17 protein-coding genes and 2 pseudogenes are annotated in these 17287 nt (G+C 41.3%); 9 read left to right on the forward strand and 10 right to left on the reverse strand.

The window, feature by feature from the left end:
- Positions 1-10: 10 nt before the first annotated feature.
- Positions 11-559 (forward strand): hypothetical protein, encoded by a 549-nt coding sequence (locus B3143_RS08525; RefSeq protein WP_004784244.1) that lies wholly within the window; start codon positions 11-13, stop codon positions 557-559.
- Positions 560-600: 41 nt separating this feature from the next.
- Here B3143_RS08525 and B3143_RS08530 read toward each other — a convergent pair whose 3' ends face one another.
- On the reverse strand, positions 601-1500 hold the full coding sequence (locus tag B3143_RS08530; protein WP_286716054.1) for an NUDIX domain-containing protein: 900 nt from the start codon (positions 1498-1500) through the stop codon (positions 601-603).
- A 138-nt stretch (positions 1501-1638) separates the two neighbouring features.
- Between B3143_RS08530 and hemP the strand changes: the two genes are divergently transcribed.
- Entirely contained in the window at positions 1639-1809 is a 171-nt protein-coding gene (gene hemP / locus B3143_RS08535; RefSeq protein WP_004784247.1) for a hemin uptake protein HemP, read from the forward strand.
- 88 nt (positions 1810-1897) lie between these two features.
- Here hemP and B3143_RS08540 read toward each other — a convergent pair whose 3' ends face one another.
- The 4 genes from B3143_RS08540 to B3143_RS08555 form a co-directional block, all read right to left on the reverse strand.
- Entirely contained in the window at positions 1898-3220 is a 1323-nt protein-coding gene (locus B3143_RS08540) for a sensor histidine kinase (protein WP_004784249.1), read from the reverse strand.
- Positions 3217-3888, reverse strand: coding sequence for a response regulator transcription factor (locus B3143_RS08545; RefSeq protein WP_104425906.1), 672 nt, complete (start codon positions 3886-3888; stop codon positions 3217-3219). The genes B3143_RS08540 and B3143_RS08545 overlap by 4 nt, the downstream gene beginning before the upstream one ends.
- Before the next feature lie 136 nt (positions 3889-4024).
- Positions 4025-4390 (reverse strand): NirD/YgiW/YdeI family stress tolerance protein, encoded by a 366-nt coding sequence (locus tag B3143_RS08550; protein ID WP_004784252.1) that lies wholly within the window; start codon positions 4388-4390, stop codon positions 4025-4027.
- A 95-nt stretch (positions 4391-4485) separates the two neighbouring features.
- Positions 4486-6243, reverse strand: a complete 1758-nt coding sequence (locus B3143_RS08555) for a GspE/PulE family protein (protein WP_004784255.1) — start codon at positions 6241-6243, stop codon at positions 4486-4488.
- Between the two features lie 213 nt (positions 6244-6456).
- On the opposite strand from B3143_RS08555, the gene B3143_RS08560 reads away from it, so the two are divergent.
- The gene (locus B3143_RS08560) at positions 6457-7722 is read left to right on the forward strand and encodes an MgtC/SapB family protein (protein WP_286716057.1); all 1266 of its coding nucleotides are present in this window, start codon (positions 6457-6459) and stop codon (positions 7720-7722) included.
- Positions 7723-7851: 129 nt separating this feature from the next.
- Complete coding sequence (locus B3143_RS08565) at positions 7852-8892, forward strand: hypothetical protein (protein ID WP_286740088.1); 1041 nt, start codon at positions 7852-7854, stop codon at positions 8890-8892.
- A 52-nt stretch (positions 8893-8944) separates the two neighbouring features.
- On the opposite strand, the gene tsaA is transcribed toward B3143_RS08565, so the two are convergent.
- Positions 8945-9649: a tRNA (N6-threonylcarbamoyladenosine(37)-N6)-methyltransferase TrmO gene (gene tsaA, locus B3143_RS08570; RefSeq protein WP_004784264.1), complete on the reverse strand. Its 705-nt coding sequence runs from the start codon at positions 9647-9649 to the stop codon at positions 8945-8947.
- Between the two features lie 105 nt (positions 9650-9754).
- On the opposite strand from tsaA, the gene B3143_RS08575 reads away from it, so the two are divergent.
- Together B3143_RS08575 and B3143_RS08580 are read left to right on the forward strand one after the other, a co-directional pair.
- A complete protein-coding gene (locus B3143_RS08575) occupies positions 9755-10534 on the forward strand; it encodes a ferredoxin--NADP reductase (protein ID WP_286740092.1) in 780 nt (259 codons plus the stop codon).
- A gap of 373 nt (positions 10535-10907) precedes the next feature.
- Positions 10908-13325: pseudogene (locus B3143_RS08580) on the forward strand (membrane-bound PQQ-dependent dehydrogenase, glucose/quinate/shikimate family).
- Positions 13326-13392: 67 nt separating this feature from the next.
- Here B3143_RS08580 and B3143_RS08585 read toward each other — a convergent pair.
- From B3143_RS08585 to B3143_RS08595, 3 genes are all read right to left on the reverse strand, one after another.
- Positions 13393-13575, reverse strand: coding sequence for a hypothetical protein (locus tag B3143_RS08585; RefSeq protein ID WP_004784275.1), 183 nt, complete (start codon positions 13573-13575; stop codon positions 13393-13395).
- 18 nt (positions 13576-13593) lie between these two features.
- Positions 13594-13845, reverse strand: coding sequence for a hypothetical protein (locus B3143_RS08590; RefSeq protein ID WP_004784277.1), 252 nt, complete (start codon positions 13843-13845; stop codon positions 13594-13596).
- A 190-nt stretch (positions 13846-14035) separates the two neighbouring features.
- Entirely contained in the window at positions 14036-14659 is a 624-nt protein-coding gene (locus B3143_RS08595) for a cation transporter (protein ID WP_004784283.1), read from the reverse strand.
- Positions 14660-14744: 85 nt separating this feature from the next.
- On the opposite strand from B3143_RS08595, the gene B3143_RS08600 reads away from it, so the two are divergent.
- The 3 genes from B3143_RS08600 to B3143_RS08610 all read left to right on the forward strand — a co-directional run bounded on the left by B3143_RS08600 (position 14745) and on the right by B3143_RS08610 (position 16956).
- A complete protein-coding gene (locus tag B3143_RS08600; protein ID WP_004784285.1) occupies positions 14745-15155 on the forward strand; it encodes a Cd(II)/Pb(II)-responsive transcriptional regulator in 411 nt (136 codons plus the stop codon).
- 133 nt (positions 15156-15288) lie between these two features.
- On the forward strand, positions 15289-16698 hold the full coding sequence (yegQ, locus tag B3143_RS08605) for a tRNA 5-hydroxyuridine modification protein YegQ (RefSeq protein ID WP_104425900.1): 1410 nt from the start codon (positions 15289-15291) through the stop codon (positions 16696-16698).
- Between the two features lie 3 nt (positions 16699-16701).
- Complete coding sequence (locus B3143_RS08610; protein ID WP_004784289.1) at positions 16702-16956, forward strand: YfhL family 4Fe-4S dicluster ferredoxin; 255 nt, start codon at positions 16702-16704, stop codon at positions 16954-16956.
- 247 nt (positions 16957-17203) lie between these two features.
- Here the strand turns inward: B3143_RS08610 and B3143_RS08615 are convergent.
- A pseudogene (locus tag B3143_RS08615) lies at positions 17204-17287 on the reverse strand (pyridine nucleotide-disulfide oxidoreductase); the annotation flags it as partial.

Here is a 17287-nt window from a genome sequence, read left to right on the forward strand (position 1 = left end):
GCCTATGTTTATGTTAAGAAAATTGATTCCTGGTCTGCTCATCCTCGGTCTGGTGGGCTGCCAAAGCATGTCGGAACCAGAACAGCCTGCGGCTCCGTCCAAACCTCCGGTTCAGCAAAAACCGAAGTCCTCTACACCTGATGGTGTAGTGATTACACCCTATGATCGACCAGAGATTAAACGTCAAAAAATTGTGATCCCTGAGCAAAAGCCCCAGTCACAAAAATTTGATGACGGACGTAACTTACCTGCATTTAAAAAATTGATGCAGCAAACTCAGCAGGCTTATAGCAAGCAGCAATATAATCAAGCTGAAACTTCTGCCGTACAGGCTCAGCGTTTGGCGCCTCAAGCTTCAGAAACTTATCTGTATCTTGGCTTGATCGCAAACCGTAAAAACCAGCCGGCCCGTGCAGATGCTTTTGCCCTACGTGGTTTGAGCTATGCGCAGACTAATGCAATGAAAAAGCAGCTCTGGCAGGTACGCCTGAAAGCAGCTCAACTGCAAAAAAACACCAAAGCCATTCAGCAAGCTCAGCAGGCCTTAAAGAAATTTTAAGGCCCTGGCGTGAGCCCAGTTATTTATAATAAGTTTTTGACTTAAACATAACGGATCCCTGCAATCCCATAAGCATGCTGGTTTTGAGCATAGTCTAGATCTTCAGCCTTCATACCACCTAAGGCAAATACAGGAATCTGTACCTGTTTAGCCATCTGTTTAAATTTTTCCCAACCTAAAGCTGCGGTATCAGGATGTGTTTCTGTTGCCAGTACCGGGCTGAGTAAAGCTGCTTCACAGCCTATATTTTCTGCATGTTTTAATGCTTTCAGATCATGACAGGCTGCAAGATAACGATAGCCACCAGCTAACTCCCCTTTTTGTAGTTGCATCAATTGAGACTGTTTCAGGTGAATGGTACGAATGGTTTGCTGCTGCAATTCATTCAGTTGTGACCAAAGTCTCTGATTGATGATCAATCTGGATAACTGATCGACTGGAATCTGCTGTAACTGGCTGATGTATTCAGGGCTGGCCATTACTCGCCAATATAGCATCTGGTCTTTTTCCAGATTATTCAGGTGACTTAAGTCGTCAGAAATTTTGATCTTCCGCGGCCATTGTAGCTTTTGAATCATGGCCTGATTGGCTTTAGGAAAGTTCAGCTCACTGAGTTCATCCCGGCTATAGCAGCGCCAAGGCTGCTTGATCTCAGCTAATTGTTCTGGCTGAACCGAAGCATGGAAAATATGCAGATTGACGATGACATCTTCATATTCATGCGAAATAAAATCAAAGGTATGCCATTGCTCAATATCAATTCCGACTTCTTCAATCACTTCACGTCGACATGCCTCTACAGGCAATTCGCCCTGTTCTACTTTTCCGCCTGGAAACTCATATTTATTGCCCTGATGCTGTTTGGCTTCACGCCAACCGACCAGAACCTGATTTTGATGAAATAAAATAGCGATTGCGACATGAATTGTGGCTTTGGACATAATGTTCTGAACCATTGAAGTTTTACAGATTGTAAGCAAATTAGAGTTTTTTATAAATGAAGCAATTATTCGTTGACAGATCTATTCGATAATGATTATCATTTAAATCAATCCAAAACACACCACGGAGTCGACGGAATGAACGCACCATTTAGCCTATTTACCCGTAATAATGATACTCAGCATGCGCTACCGATGTTGCATTCGAACAATTTATTTGCGCTAGGACGAGAAATCCGGATCATGCATGCGGGTGAAGAATACCGTCTACGTTTGACTCGTAACAATCGTCTCATCCTGACTAAGTAATTTAAATACTCCAAAAATAATAAACGTGGGAACAGGCAGTATGAATCAGCGCATACTGCTTTTTTAATTGCTAGATCCAATAACTATATTATTTAGATTGAAAAATTAATGAAACTTTAAGTCCACCCAAAACTGACGGCGCATAATCAATCTTGGCCGTATGTAACTGCATAATCTTTTGACAAATGGACAGTCCCAAACCTGAACCTTGTGTTCGCGTACCCAAGGCTCGGTAAAAACGCTCACCTAAACGTTGCAATACGTCGGCCTGAATCCCCTCTCCAGAGTTTTCAATCATGAGTTGTGGATTCTGACTTTCAACTATCGTCCTGATTTCGACCTGTCCCTGCACAGGCGTATAACGAATGGCATTATCAACCAGATTGCGGATACAGCTAAAAATCAGCTCTGCATTTGCTTCAATCACTGCATCTTCAAGTTTTAAGTTCCAGTGAATCTCTTTTTCCTGAGCAAAAGGTTGTAAAGCTTGTAAGACCTCATGAACCAATACTTTAAGATTAACCTGTTGTTTGGGCAGCTGCTCTGCATGTTCTGGATCAAGCCGAGCCAATAGCAATAAGTTTTCCAGAATCTGCGTTCCGCGGTTGACGTCATTCTGAATCATCTGTAACGCTTGCCCAAGTTGGGCATCTTCCTGATATTTACGTTTCAGCACCTGTAAACGCATCTGAATGGCAGACAATGGGGAACGCAACTCATGTGAAGCGTCGGCAGTAAAACGTTGCTCGGCAGCCAATGATTTTTCTAAACGGCTCAACATGGCATTCAGCTGACGGACAATCGGTTGCAATTCATTAATCTCAGGATCAGGACTTTGAACCGGAGTGAGATCCTGTGCAGATTTAGAACCGATTTCTCGGGAAATTTTATTTAAAGGTCTTAATTGCCGCTTAATGGCAAAACGTAAAATCAGCCACTGTAATATCCATAGGATAAATAAAATCCCGGCGAAACCTAAAGTCGTTTGCCAAAGCTCATCAAAGCGTACTGAAAGCGGTTGTACCACTTTCACTTTCAAGTCTTGATCTTCAGCAATCAGGATGCGAATAAAATGGCCATTTTCATAATCAAAGTGAAACCCGTTTTTCTGTGCAACTGGTATCTCATTAATCAGTTCATCATCAATTGAAGTGGTCAGTACCTGCTGATTCAGTAGTAAGGCATATTGAATATCAAACTGCTCACTGATTTCATCGACCTGCGTATTTTTGGCCTGGTTCACATCTCCCAGAAGTAACTCTGAAATTTCTTCCATTAGGTCATCATGCAGATCAATCGCCTGATAACTGGAAATTCCCAACAACAGCAGCCACGCCAGAAATCCTGCCAGTATGGAACTGAACATGGCATGTTGAATCAGCCGACTTTGCAGGGAAATAGGTGCCTTCATATGGAGGCCTCGGGTTTATGCATCCGGTAGCCCAAGCCACGAATGGTTTTAATCATCTGACTGCCGATTTTTTTACGTAGCTGATAAATAAAGACTTCAATCGCATTGCTTTCGATTTCATCTCCCCAGGCATAGAGTGATTCTTCCAACTGTTCTCGGGTAATGATATGTTCTGGTTTTTGCATCAGCTTATATAAAATCTGGAATTCTTTTGCAGTCAGATTAATGCTCTGCCCCGCCTTCATTACAGTCTTGGCTTGAGTGTCCAGACTAAGATCCTGCCATTGCAGGATATGATGTGGCATTTGCTGTTTTTGTCTGAGCTGGGCACGCACGCGAGCGGAAAGTTCTTCCAGACTAAAGGGTTTTACCAGATAATCATTGGCCCCTAGATCGAGTCCTGCAACCCGGTCATGAATACTGTCCTTGGCGGTAATAAATATAACGGGCGTATCTTTCTGTTTATTACGCAAGCTTTTAAGAATGTCGTCTCCGGTTGCATTCGGCAGGCCACGGTCCAGCAAAATACAGTCATACTGATGCTGTTCAATCGCCAGAATCGCATGATCCCCACGATCAACCCGATCAATCACATAACCGTCCATTTCCAGCCAGGTTTGAATACTTTCCGCCTGAGATTCATCATCCTCTGCCAAAAGAATACGCATGTTATGCTCCGCTTGTTTTATCTTTCTATCTTGCCTTGAAAAAGTTCCAGACTCAAAAAAACCACATGCTTTTTGGTAACTTGCATGTGGTTTTTTGTTGCTGTCTTCAGATTCAGTTCAGGAAATCATGCTGAAATTAAAACTGAACTTGGTCGACATCAATTTCAACACGTTTCGCAGGTTTATAGTCAATGTCCACTTCACCAATGATTACCATAGGTGTTTTAGCTGATACTGGTTTACCCTGCCAAAGTTCATCATCAATTTCGACAGTAATGGTGCCGGTATTGTCACGGAACTGGTATTTTTCATCACCGACAGCTTTCACCACATAACCTTTCAGCTGAACCTTGCTGTCATCTTTCATGGTCAACGCTTGCTTAACTGTAGTCGTTTTAGCAAATGCAGCCTGATTCACCGCAGTTTCACTACTCGCAACTGCGGCAGTCCCAATTGAACCCATTAATGTAGCTGCTAAAACAGTATTCATCATCATTTTCATTGCAGTTACCTCTTTTTAAAGTCTTGCCCTGTTTCGATAATGCTATTAAAACAGCCGAAGATGAATTGAATCTTAAGATCGCTTCATCTTCAGAATTAATTTAATGGCACAACTCTCAAAACTTCTTCAAGCGTGGTGACCCCTTCCAGAATCTTGCGAGCACCGGCAATCCGTAAAGGTTCTACCCCTTCTTTTTTTGCCTGCTGACGTAATTGATTCAGGTTAGCATCCACTCCGATCAACTGCTTGGTAGTCAGGCTAAGCGGCATAAACTCATAAATTCCGATTCGGCCTTTATAACCGGTATGGCGACACTCTTCACAACCGACTGCTTTAAAAACAAATTCCGGACGTGGTAAAGGATAGTCCACTGCCAGATGTTGCCATTCCTGCTCATCCAGGAAACTCTCCTGCTTGCAGTGCGGACATAGCTTACGTACCAGACGTTGAGCCAAAACGCCCAAGATGGTGGCTGCTGTTAAAAATGGTTGTACGCCCAGATCATGCAAACGGGTCAGACTCGACGGCGCATCATTGGTATGTAAGGTAGAAAGTACTAGGTGACCGGTTAATGCTGCCTGAATCGCCATATTGGCCGTATCTTGGTCACGAATCTCACCGACCATGATTATGTCTGGGTCCTGACGCATCAGCGCACGCACACCATCGGCAAATCCTAGTTCAATTCCGTTATTGACCTGCATCTGGTTAAAGCTCGGCTCGAGCATTTCAATCGGGTCTTCAATGGTACAGACATTGACTTCTTCGGTCGCCAGCTGTTTCAGTGTCGAATACAAGGTCGTAGTTTTACCTGAACCGGTCGGGCCTGTGACCAGAATAATACCGTGACTGTGACTGGTCAGATTATTCCAGTCATTGAGTAAATGTCCTTCGAAACCGAGCTGCTGAAAACTTCTGACTAGAACTTCTGGGTCAAAAATACGCATTACTAGCTTTTCACCCAATGCGGTAGGTAAGGTCGATAAACGCAGTTCAGTTTCCTGCCCTTTCGGAGTCCGGGTTTTTAAACGACCATCCTGTGGTTTACGTTTTTCTGCCACATTCATCCGGCCCAAGATTTTGATTCGGGAAATGACCGCAGTCAAGGTATTGGCTGGCATGTTATAGATGGTATGCAATACCCCATCAATCCGGAAACGGATTTTGCCGGTGTCTTTGCGCGGTTCCATATGGATATCACTGGCACCCTGCTCAAAGGCAAACTGCAGCACCCAGTCTACCAGTTTCACGATATGCTGGTCATTGGCATCCGGATTCTGGGAATCACCCAGTTGCAGCAAGGCTTCTACACCTTTATTTTCCCGCTCATAAGCAGATGATTTTTGCGAGCCACTGACTGCACGACTGACCTGATAATACTCAACAATATAACGCTGGAGCTGTTCCGGATTGAGCAATACCCGTTCAATTTTTTTCGGTGCAATATTCTGTTCGAGATTAGATACCCATTCAGTTTTATAAGGCTGATCTGTGGCAATCAGCACTTTATCTGGTTGAATTTCTACTGCCAGAATACGGTTACGCAATGCATATTCCTGTGACATGACATTGGTCAAGGCCTGCACATCAGCTTTGAGTGGGTCAATGATATAGAACATTAAACCGGTTTTTTCTGCCAGCCACTGACATAAACGGTTGAGTGTCAAAGTACTTTGAGGATGGGACTGATCAACCAGACTAAAGTTCGCGATCCATTGTAAAGGATGCCATTTTATTTGTTCACGTTGACGATGTGTGGTCTGAACTCGCATCCGGTCACGTTCAGTTATTTTTCCGTCTTTTAAAAGCTGATCCAAACACCAGCCTGTATCAATTTCAAAATCAAATTTCATGATTGATGATCCCCAAAACTGCCTCCACTATAACAAGTTTTTCGTGTTTTTCGCATTCCATAGCGACTTCAAAACTAGAAAGCGGATTTATCTTTCATGAATATTAAGCACATCATATTGGTTTGAGTTCATAATCTTTTTTCTGCTTGTCGATGTGTCAATTTTTCGCCTATATTTCAATCAGGATATTTTATTCAATCGCTGAGGCCAGGTATGGATTTAAGCGTGGTTCCCTTAAATGAAAGTAGTTCCTTTCATGAGTTGCTTACTATCCTGACTGCTGCCTTAGGATGTGGTTTGCTAATCGGACTGGAACGTGAACGGCACAAACAGCGTGAAGAACAGGCCAGTTTTGCCGGGCTACGCTCTTTTGCGATCTGTGCTTTATTAGGTGCATTGTGCTTTCTATTCGGAATGACAATGGGCCTAGCTGGTGCACTCATTATTGGCGGCATTGTCATTTTTTCTATCCGGAACCAGATAGAAGATCCGGGAATTACCACTGAATTGGCCTTTATCATGACCTATTTTATTGGGGCGATTTGTCTGTGGAATATTCCTCTGGCTGCAGGACTAGCAGTTCTGATCACGATAATTTTAATGGCCAAACACTCTATGCATAATATTGCCGGACAGTGGATTACTGAGGCTGAATTTAGGGATGGATTACTATTATTAGCCTTAATTCTGATTGGTTTACCACTAACCCCTGACCGGCCTTTATGGGGTGAAGTGCTGAACCCTTATCTGATTTTAAAATTAGTAACTCTCATACTGGTAGTTCAAGCTTTGGCACATATCGCTAAACGTTTCTTTTCGACTAAAAATGCCCTGATATTGTCTTCAATTGCCTCAGGTTTTGTTTCCAGTACAGCCACTATTGCTCAATTAGGCATACAGGTCCGTAAAGGTGAAATAGATACAAAATCCAATGCCGGTGCTGCCCTGATGTCCTGTATTTCGACACTAGTTCTATTATTCATTGTAGTCGGAGGAGTTTCCTGGGACTGGCTAAAAATTCTGCTCTTACCGTCGTTGGTTGCTATGCTTATTCTGGCTGCATGTGCATTTATATTATTACATAAAGCTGAACCTGCTAAAAATCAGGAGTCTCCGGAATCTTCTGACAGTAAAATGTTTAGTCTCAAGGAAGCTGTGATTATCGCTGCCGCATTAACCCTGATTCAGGCTGGAGTTTACGGGCTGGAGGTCTGGCTCGGGGATGCCGGCTTACTGGCCGGGACCTTACTTGCCTCTCTATTCGAGATTCATGCCGCGATGGCCAGTGTTGTCGTTCAAGGCGATCCCTCCAATATGCGTTTGATTTATGCCCTGCTTTTAGGTCTGGGTGCTCATGCCTTGGCCAAGTCAGCCAATGCCGCTTTGACCGGTGGCTGGAAGTTTGTCCTTTATTTTGCGCCTGTGCAGATTTTGCATATGGCGGTGTTAATTGCGATTGTTTGGTGGATGGTCTTTTAATTATTAAAAATTTCTAACTAATTAATTTTTATATTTTTACTCGGTTTTATTTCAATGATTTTATAGCTATAATCGGCTGGCTTTACTTTAAAAAAACAATTGAATTAATATAATTTTTATAGGGTATTTATGAAATTTAAGACTTTATCATTCGCAATTTTTAGTGCATTCATGTTAAGTGCTTGTGGTGGAGGTTCATCTTCTGAATCATCAAATGAAGGCACAGGCACAGGCACAGGCACAGGCACAGGCACAGGCACAGGCACAGGCACAGGCAGTCTTGAACTTAGCACGCCCTCATTTCAACAATGGACTACATTTTTCATTGATGAATATTCTGATTCAACTTTAGATTATGAAATTGAGCAAAGTACTTTTGATCAAGGAAATTTATACTTTAAAGTTGAAGAAACCACAGGTTGGGATGAAAGCGATACATTCTCTTTAACCGAGAATGGATTATATGATACAGGCAATATCCATACTAAATATGGACAGTTAAATGGAGCAATCAGAACAAATGCTACTACATGGCAACTAGCACCATACTCCTCTATTAATTCAAAAGATCTTCAAACGACCATTAAATTTAAAGAAATTGATATTAGTGGTAAAAATATTGCTCCACTACTTAGTCCTATTAATTATTTAACACTTAAATATAATTTACTTGATACCTATACAATGGGGGAATTAGGTGAAAAATTCTATACTTTAACAAGTGATGCAAAATTCCCAGCAAACTCAAAATGTATTCAATTTCAAGATATTTCAAATTCAAAAGAATATATTGAGCTATATAAATATTCACTTGAAGAAGAAGATTACTTGAAAACAGAATGGGCCAGTGTATCCACCGATAGTAAAAACTATTCTAAAAAAACCTTTAAAGATGCAATTGCTTATTTAGATCTCCGAGAAGATCAGCAATGGGGTCTCGCAGAATATAAAAGTAAATATTATGAAGTAGATTATCATCCAGCAGGAAAAGAATACGATTTCAAAAACTTGCTATCAGAACTTCAAAGTTTGATAACTTCTGCAAAAGATAATAAAGAGAAGCAAGTTCGCCAAGAACTTTATAACTTAACTCAAAATGCATGCAATGCATTTAATGATGTCGCTTCAAATGAAATTAGAAAACAAATGAATAACGTGACCAGTAAGTAATTTTTATCATTTGTCTTGGTTAGTAGCTAAATCATTTAAGAAATACAGGAACTTAAAGTTCCTGTATTTTCACCTTGTTGTCACCTATTTTAAACTTCACATCTAAATCAGCAAACTTCATCCCATAAATCCGCTCTTCATCTTCCTGATATGCTGGTCTTGGATCTAAAGATAAAACCGCTTCCAGTTCCTGAATAGTCTGCATAGAAATTTTTCCATCCAATAGTAATTGTTGCTTTTGCTGCTCCGCTTCATCGCTCCAAATGACGGTTTTACGTGATGGTTCATCCTGTGCATAACCGCTTTGCGCATCAATCACTGAATCCGAATATTGAATATAAGGTTTAATGTCTATAATCGGCGTTCCATCTAACAGGTCGCTTCCTGCGACATAAACCCGGACATTTTTACCGACTTTTTCGACACGATTTAATTTCACGACTGATAAACCAATGGGGGCAGGACGGTACATACTACGCGTAGCAAATACACCTATTTTCTTGTTACCGCCTAAACGTGGTGGTCGAACCTGCGGACGAAACTGCTGGCTCTGCTGATTTTTATTGTCATGAAACTGCCAGACTAACCAGAGATGACTAAACTCTTCGATGCCCTCAAATGCGAGTAAATCATTATATGGACCGGTCATTTCAATATAGCTTTCAACCTGTACCAAATTAGGCTGACGCGGGATGCCAAACTTTTCTTTATAGGGAGAATGCATATAGCCAATAATCGGCAGAGTGAGTTCGGTCATAATCACTTTTTTTGATAAGCTCAATTAAATATATTCAGTTTATAGAGAATGAATTTAGATTAGAATAGCAACCTGTTCTAATTTGATAACTTATTGAGACCTTTAATGGCTGCTTTTAACGTCGAAAAGATTACTCACGTCCACCATTGGAATGATACTTTATTCTCTTTTAAAACGACTCGTGACACTGCATTACGTTTTAAAAACGGTCAGTTTGTGATGATCGGTCTTGAAGTCAATGGCAAGCCTTTAATGCGTGCATATTCAATTGCAAGTGCAAACTATGAAGAAGAGCTGGAATTCTTCTCAATCAAAGTTCCAGATGGTCCTCTTACCTCTATTCTACAAAAAGTTAAAGTTGGCGACGAAATCCTGGTTTCTAAAAAACCTACCGGTACGCTGGTTCTTGATGACTTAAACCCAGGTAAAAACCTGTACCTGCTTTCTTCAGGTACCGGCCTTGCACCTTTCCTTTCTGTCATTCGTGACCCTGAAACCTATGATCGTTTTGAAAAAATCATCGTTGTTCACGGTACACGTTTCATCTCAGAACTGGCTTACCAAGATTTGATTCTGAACGAAATTCCAAATCATGAGTTCTTCTCAGAATTGGGTGCTAAAGAAAAATTAGTGTATTACCCAACTGTTACTCGTGAAGAGTTCCATACCCAAGGTCGTGTAACCACTGCGATTGAATCTGGTCAATTATTCGAGAAAATCGGACTACCACGTTTCAACCCTGAAACTGACCGTGCAATGCTCTGTGGTTCTCCTGCATTCCTGGACGATGTTGCTGCACTGCTAGATCAACACGGTCTGAAAGAATCTCCACGTATGGGTGTTTTGGGTGACTACGTAATTGAACGTGCATTCGTAGAAAAATAATCTGCAAAAAAAACCTTTTGCAACCTAAAACGCATGCTTTAAGCATGCGTTTTTTATATCCAGTAAGTCTTAATCTGAAAGAATTAACTCAACCTACTCTATACTTAAAATTTCTTATAATTAGCATATTTATAAAAATGTAATTACTTAAAAAAGTAAAATAAATGATAAATATCAATACTCACATTATATTTTTTAGTCAAAAATTCATTCTTAAATGTTAGAATATGTAACTATAATTGATTTCTCATGAGGATTTATCTTCGCTAAAGACTTAGTTACATAAACTCTGTAAACTTTTAATTCGATCTATTTAGATCCCATTCTCCTGTTTCACCGTTTATGCAACCAAGCCGTTTTCTATAGGCAAGGTATGAGCACTGAACAACCCTCCTCTATCGAGCGTACAGGGTCTAAAGTCTATCGCTATTTTGTAGTGATATTAACTTTACTCGTTGCGCTGTACTTGATCATTCAAGGCGCTAAATTACTCACTCAGCCTCGGTGGTACAAGTTATTATCTCATCGCAGGGATTGCCTATGTTGCAATCGCCATTTTCTATGCGATGAAAAAAGCCCTTGGTTTCTGGCTTTCTATTGTTACTTTTATTGCAACCATCATCTGGGCGATTGCTGAAGTTCAAGGTTTGAGCTTCTGGCAATATATTCCACGTTTGGTGGTTCCAACTATTCTGTTTGTCCTCAGCATGTGGGCAAGCAAAAACCTGCCAGCACTCGATGCTGCAAAAATCAAAGCTGCCAATCTTGTTGGCTTTGCCGGTTTCTTTGCCTGTGTAGCAGCTCTGATTGCTGCGTTCTTCCCACATGACAAAATCCTTAATCCTGTTGATATCGTACAAGACCCTGCACTGGCTAAACCGAATGCAGAAAACCCGGACAACTGGGAATATTTCGGTCGTAATGGTAACGGTACCCGCTTTGCACCGTACACTGACATTACCCCTGAAAATGTTAAAGATCTGAAAGTCGCTTGGACTTATCACACTGGTCGTGATACCTCTGCCAGTGTCGATGAAAATATACCGATCCAAATTGGCAGCACATTGTACTCATGTACACCAACTAATATCATTTCAGCGATTGATGGTGACAGTGGTAAAGCACTTTGGAAATATGATCCACATGCAAAAACTGCAGAGCATATTACCTGCCGTGGTGTCGGTTACTATGATGCAACTAAAGACAAATCTTTAACTGCAGCAGACCTACAAGCACCTGGTATTAAAGCTTGTCCACAACGTATTCTAACTTCTACTGTTGATGGCCGTTTAATTGCCTTAAATGCTAAAACTGGTGCTTTATGTCCAGAATTTGGTACTAACGGTCAGGTCGATGTTCTGCATGACATGGGTCCTACCGAACAAAGTAAACGTTACCATCCAACGTCTACTCCACTCATTGCGGGTCATGTTGCCGTATTAGGTGGCTGGGTACGTGATATTGTGCATGGCGAACCGTCTGGTGTCGTACGTGCCTATGACGTTCGTACTGGTAAATTGTCTTGGGCTTGGGATGTCGGTAATCCTGAACTGGTTGGTGAACCTAAAGATGGCAAAGGCTTTACTTTAGAAACACCAAACATGTGGACCATCCCGACTTATGACAAAGACCTGAATCTGGTTTACTTACCTACAGGTAATGGTCCTCCTGACTACTGGGGTGGTGACCGTAACGGAGCCAAAGAAAAATTTGGTTCTGCCATTGTTGCCGTAAATGCTTTGACTGGTAAAACTGTTTGGTCTTATCAAACTGTTCACCATGATGTCTAGGATTATGACTTGCCGTCACAACCTGTACTTTATGACATGACTGATGATCATGGCAAAAAAGTTCCAGCGTTGATTCAAACTACCAAAATGGGTCAAATCTTCGTTCTTGACCGCCGTACTGGTAAACCAGTCACTAAAGTTGAAGAACGTCCAGTCGACACCAATGGTGCTGAAGGTGAAAAACTTTCTCCTACCCAACCATTCTCTGTTGGCATGCCACAAATTGGTAATACGACATTGACTGAACAGGATATGTGGGGCATCTCAACCTTTGACCAATTGGCTTGTCGTATTGACTTTAAAGACTCTGTGTATAACGGTCTTTACACTGCACCTGGTGAAAAACCATATATCGAATGGCCTAGCCTGCTTGGTGGTTTCAACTGGGGGGTATCTCAATTGATGAATCTACTGGCATGATGTACGTTAACGATATGCGTATGTCACTTCGTATGTCATTGGTTCGTAAAGAAGATATGGGTAAATATCATATCTCAACTGACGAAGTACCAGGATTCATGGGTACCGTACGTCCGCAATTGGCTGGTCCTTATACGGGTGTGAAAATTGACATCATGCAATCTAAACTGGGTGTTCCTTGTAACAAACCTCCATTTGGTACTATGACTGCCATCGACTTGAAATCTAAAAAAGTTGTTTGGGAAGTGCCGATGGGGACAGCAAAAGAGTTGGGGCCGTTAGGTGTTAAAACCCATATGCCAATTCCTTTAGGTATGCCAACACTCGGTGGTCCTACTTCAACTGCTTCTGGTCTAGTGTTCTTCGCAGGTACTCAGGATTACTACCTACGTGCGCTGGATTCGAAAACTGGTAAAGAAGTATGGAAAGCCGAGCTGCCTGTTGCTGCTGTTGCTGCACCGCTGATTTATAAATCTCCAAAAACTGGCAAACAATATGTTGTGATTTCTGCAGGTGGTGCAAGCCACTCTAAAGATGTCGGCGACTATATCATTGCCTTTGCTTTACCTGATCAAAAATAATTTTTTGATAGATAAAGAAAAAACCGAAGCTTAGGCTTCGGTTTTTTATTGCAATCATCATTAAAAATTAACGATCGCGACCTTCTTGGTTTGCAGAACCTGAACAGCCTGCACCACCACCGATAATAAAACCGCTTTCTGCTTTACATGAACCAATCATACGGCCATGTGAGTCAAATGTAGTCACTGTTGATGCACAACCAGTTAGTACGATAGTCGTTGCAAATGCAATAAGTGCTGATAATTTCATGATATTCCCCTCTATGATTTATGGTGCTAAATGAATCTGATTTTGACTTGGTGGTACTGGCAATAAACCTGTTTTAGCATCCACCGTATTGTAGTTCACGCCAATTGCATTGCCTGATCCATTACAATGAGCACTAGCAATTGAAAGCAGACCACGTGTAGCTTTACATGATCCAATCACCTGACCCGATGCGTCATAAGTGACGACCATAGAACTACAGCCAGTCATCAGTACAAAAGTTGAAAGTGAAAATAGTTTTATGAAGCTCATTACTCCCCCTCAAAAACACTAAAAAATTTAAATTGTTTAGTTATATGAATCTTTTGTAAATTTCGCGCATGATTCTTCCTAAATTTATCGCATTTGTAAAGCTTTATTTTTCATCTATTTTTTAGACTTATGGCTAATAAAAAAGCTGCCTGATCAGCAGCTTTTTCATAATTAAATTTAATATTAAGGATCAGGCTGACTCATGCTTCAATACTCGTTCAGCTAGAGCCTGTTTCACTACATGATATCCAGCACTTAAGCCTAGACTCGCCATAATGATTGCAACAATAATATCTGGCCATAGACTGCCAGTGCCAAAGACTCCCACTGCTGCAAAAATGACGGCCACATTACCGATTGCATCATTACGGCTGCACAACCAGACTGATTTCATATTGGCATCCCCATCCCGGAAAGCATATAAAATTATGGCTGTGACCACGTTTGCGATTAAGGCCAATACCCCGATAATCCCCATCGTAATGGCTTCAGGTGGAATACCTTGCATAAAGGCATAAATCACTTTACCAATGACGACCAGACCAAATACTGCCATAGTCAATCCTTTAATCAGAGCAACTGTTGCACGCCAATACAGACTTGCACCAATCACCGCCAGAGAAATACCATAATTCACAGCATCTCCAAAGAAATCTAGCGCATCTGCCCATAAGGCCGATGAATGTGCATAAGCACCGCCGATCAGCTCCACACCAAATAAGGTCAGGTTAATCAATAATGCAATCCATAAAGCTGTTCTAAATTTGTTATTAGGTTTGAGCGGCGCGGGTTCATGACTACAACTACAGGCCATATTATTCTCCGATGACTTCTTATCCTGAATGCGATAAAGTCATTAGAAACTATGGAGTCACTCCAAGGTCAAGCTTGAGGTATTTATGTCACATTATTTGATTTCTGATATAGCCAAGAACACTGATTTAAGCACTGATACCATTCGATTTTATGAGAAAAGAGGTTTGATTCAGCCGAATTTTCGAGCAAGTAACCAGTATCGTAATTATGGCGAAGAGGCCTTAAAACGCTTGATTTTTATCAAACGCTGTCGTGCTTTAGGCATGTCTTTAAAAGAAATTGAATACCTGATTCAGCTGGAACAGCATCCAGAACAGGATTGCTGTGAAGTTAACCAGATGATTGATCAGCACCTTATAGATATTTCAAATAAAATTAAAGAATTACAGTTATTTAAAAAGCAGTTAATGGCGCTTCGCGAAAGCTGTAATACCCCAACTACGATTGATCATTGCCAGATTTTGAAAGCGCTGGAATCTATTGAAAATAGCTGAAATATTTATGGATATTTTAAATCGTTCACTGTTTATCTTTTAACTTGAAATTGAGTTGAATTATGCCAATTCCGAGTTATTTACTAGGTTGAATCCTGATTTTAGATGACTAGAATAAAGACGTACTTTTTATATGTCTTTCTATTTCATCATGAGCATTTCTCACGTTACGGAACTTCTCTCACCTGCTGGCTCACTGAAAAATATGCGCTATGCCTTTGCTTATGGTGCAGATGCAGTCTATGCCGGCCAGCCGCGTTATAGCTTACGTGTTCGTAATAATGAATTTGACCATGACAATCTGGCTATTGGCATCAAAGAAGCTCACGCGTTTGGAAAAAAATTCTATGTGGTTGTGAATATTCAGCCGCATAACTCCAAGCTGAAAAATTTTATCCGTGACCTTGAACCTGTGGTTGCCATGCAACCAGATGCGCTAATCATGTCTGATCCTGGTCTGATCATGATGGTGCGTGAGCACTTTCCGGATATGGATATTCATCTTTCAGTTCAAGCCAATGCAGTGAACTGGGCAACAGTAAAATTCTGGAAGAATATGGGACTTACTCGCGTGATTTTGTCACGTGAACTGTCCATTGAAGAAATTGAAGAAATCAAACAGCAAGTTCCAGATATGGAAATTGAAGTCTTTGTTCATGGCGCACTGTGCATGGCCTATTCTGGCCGTTGCATGCTGTCTGGTTATATGAATAAGCGCGATGCCAATCAGGGTGCCTGTACCAATGCCTGTCGCTGGGAATACAAGGTATTGGACGCTAAAGAAGATGAAACGGGCGATGTGATCCCGGTGAAAAATATTGATTCTGGCTGTTGTTCAAAAGATGCTGATGAGTCACATATGCAAGTACAACATCAGTTTGATGAACCTGTGTTATTGCAACGTAATGACGAGGATATGTTTGCTGCCGAAGAAGATGAGCACGGCACTTATTTTATGAATTCCAAAGACCTGCGTGCAGTGCAGCATGTGGAACGATTGACCAAGATTGGCGTGCACTCCCTGAAAATTGAAGGTCGGACCAAATCTTATTTCTACTGTGCGCGTACTGCGCAGATTTACCGTAAAGCCATTGATGATGCACTTGCTGGTAAGCCATTCGATTCTTCACTAATGACTCAACTCGAAGGTTTGGCCAACCGTGGTTATACCGAAGGTTTTCTACGCCGTCATGTACATAGTGAATATCAAAACTATGAAAATGGTTCATCGAGTTTCGATCATCAGCAGTTCTGTGGGGAAGTGTTAGAGCGTAATAGTAACTATATCAAGATTGATGTGAAAAACCGTTTTGTCATTGGTGACTCACTAGAGTTGATGACTACTAAAGGCAACATCACCTTTACCTTGACAGAGATTAAAGACCGTAAAGGCAATATGATTGAAGATGCTAAAGGTTCAGGGCATATCGTTGAAATTCCAATACCAGCAGATGTCGATATGCAGTATGCCCTGCTGATCCGTAATCTGCCATCATCATCTGTAGACATTTCAGCCTCTTCACTGGCTTATCAGGCGAGTTAAAAAATGGCGCTCTTGATTACCGATAAATGTATCAACTGTGATATGTGCTTACCGGAATGCCCAAATGAAGCAATTTATGAAGGCGATAAGATCTATGAAATCGACGTGAATCGTTGTACGGAATGCGTCGGTTTCTATGATCATCAAACCTGTATTGCCGTCTGTCCTATTGAGTGCATTATGCCGCATCCAGAGCATCGGGAAACGCAAGAGCAGTTAATGGAGAAATTTAAAGGTTTGAATCTGTTTAAAGCTTGAAGGATGCATGAAGTCTTATGACTTCATCTAAGAACAACCTTAGGGAAAGATAAAAATAAGGGTTGAAAACAAAAACTGTCCAGAGGAAAGGAACAGCTAAAAGCGATTGGGGACGCTTTTGGCTGATCTAACAATAACTAAAAAAAAGGAACCCGGGTGTTAGCGTCCTGAGTTCCTATAAAGCGAAAATAATAATAGGAGTTTGAGATTAAGCACCTGGGATGTGGGGATTCCAGGTGCTCTTTTTTTACTGACCAGAACGGATGATGTAATCAAAGGCAGATAATGATGCTTTGGCACCTTCACCAGTCGCGATGATGATCTGTTTGTA

The organism is Acinetobacter sp. UBA1496 (assembly GCF_002324975.1).
Lineage (GTDB): Bacteria > Pseudomonadota > Gammaproteobacteria > Pseudomonadales > Moraxellaceae > Acinetobacter > Acinetobacter variabilis.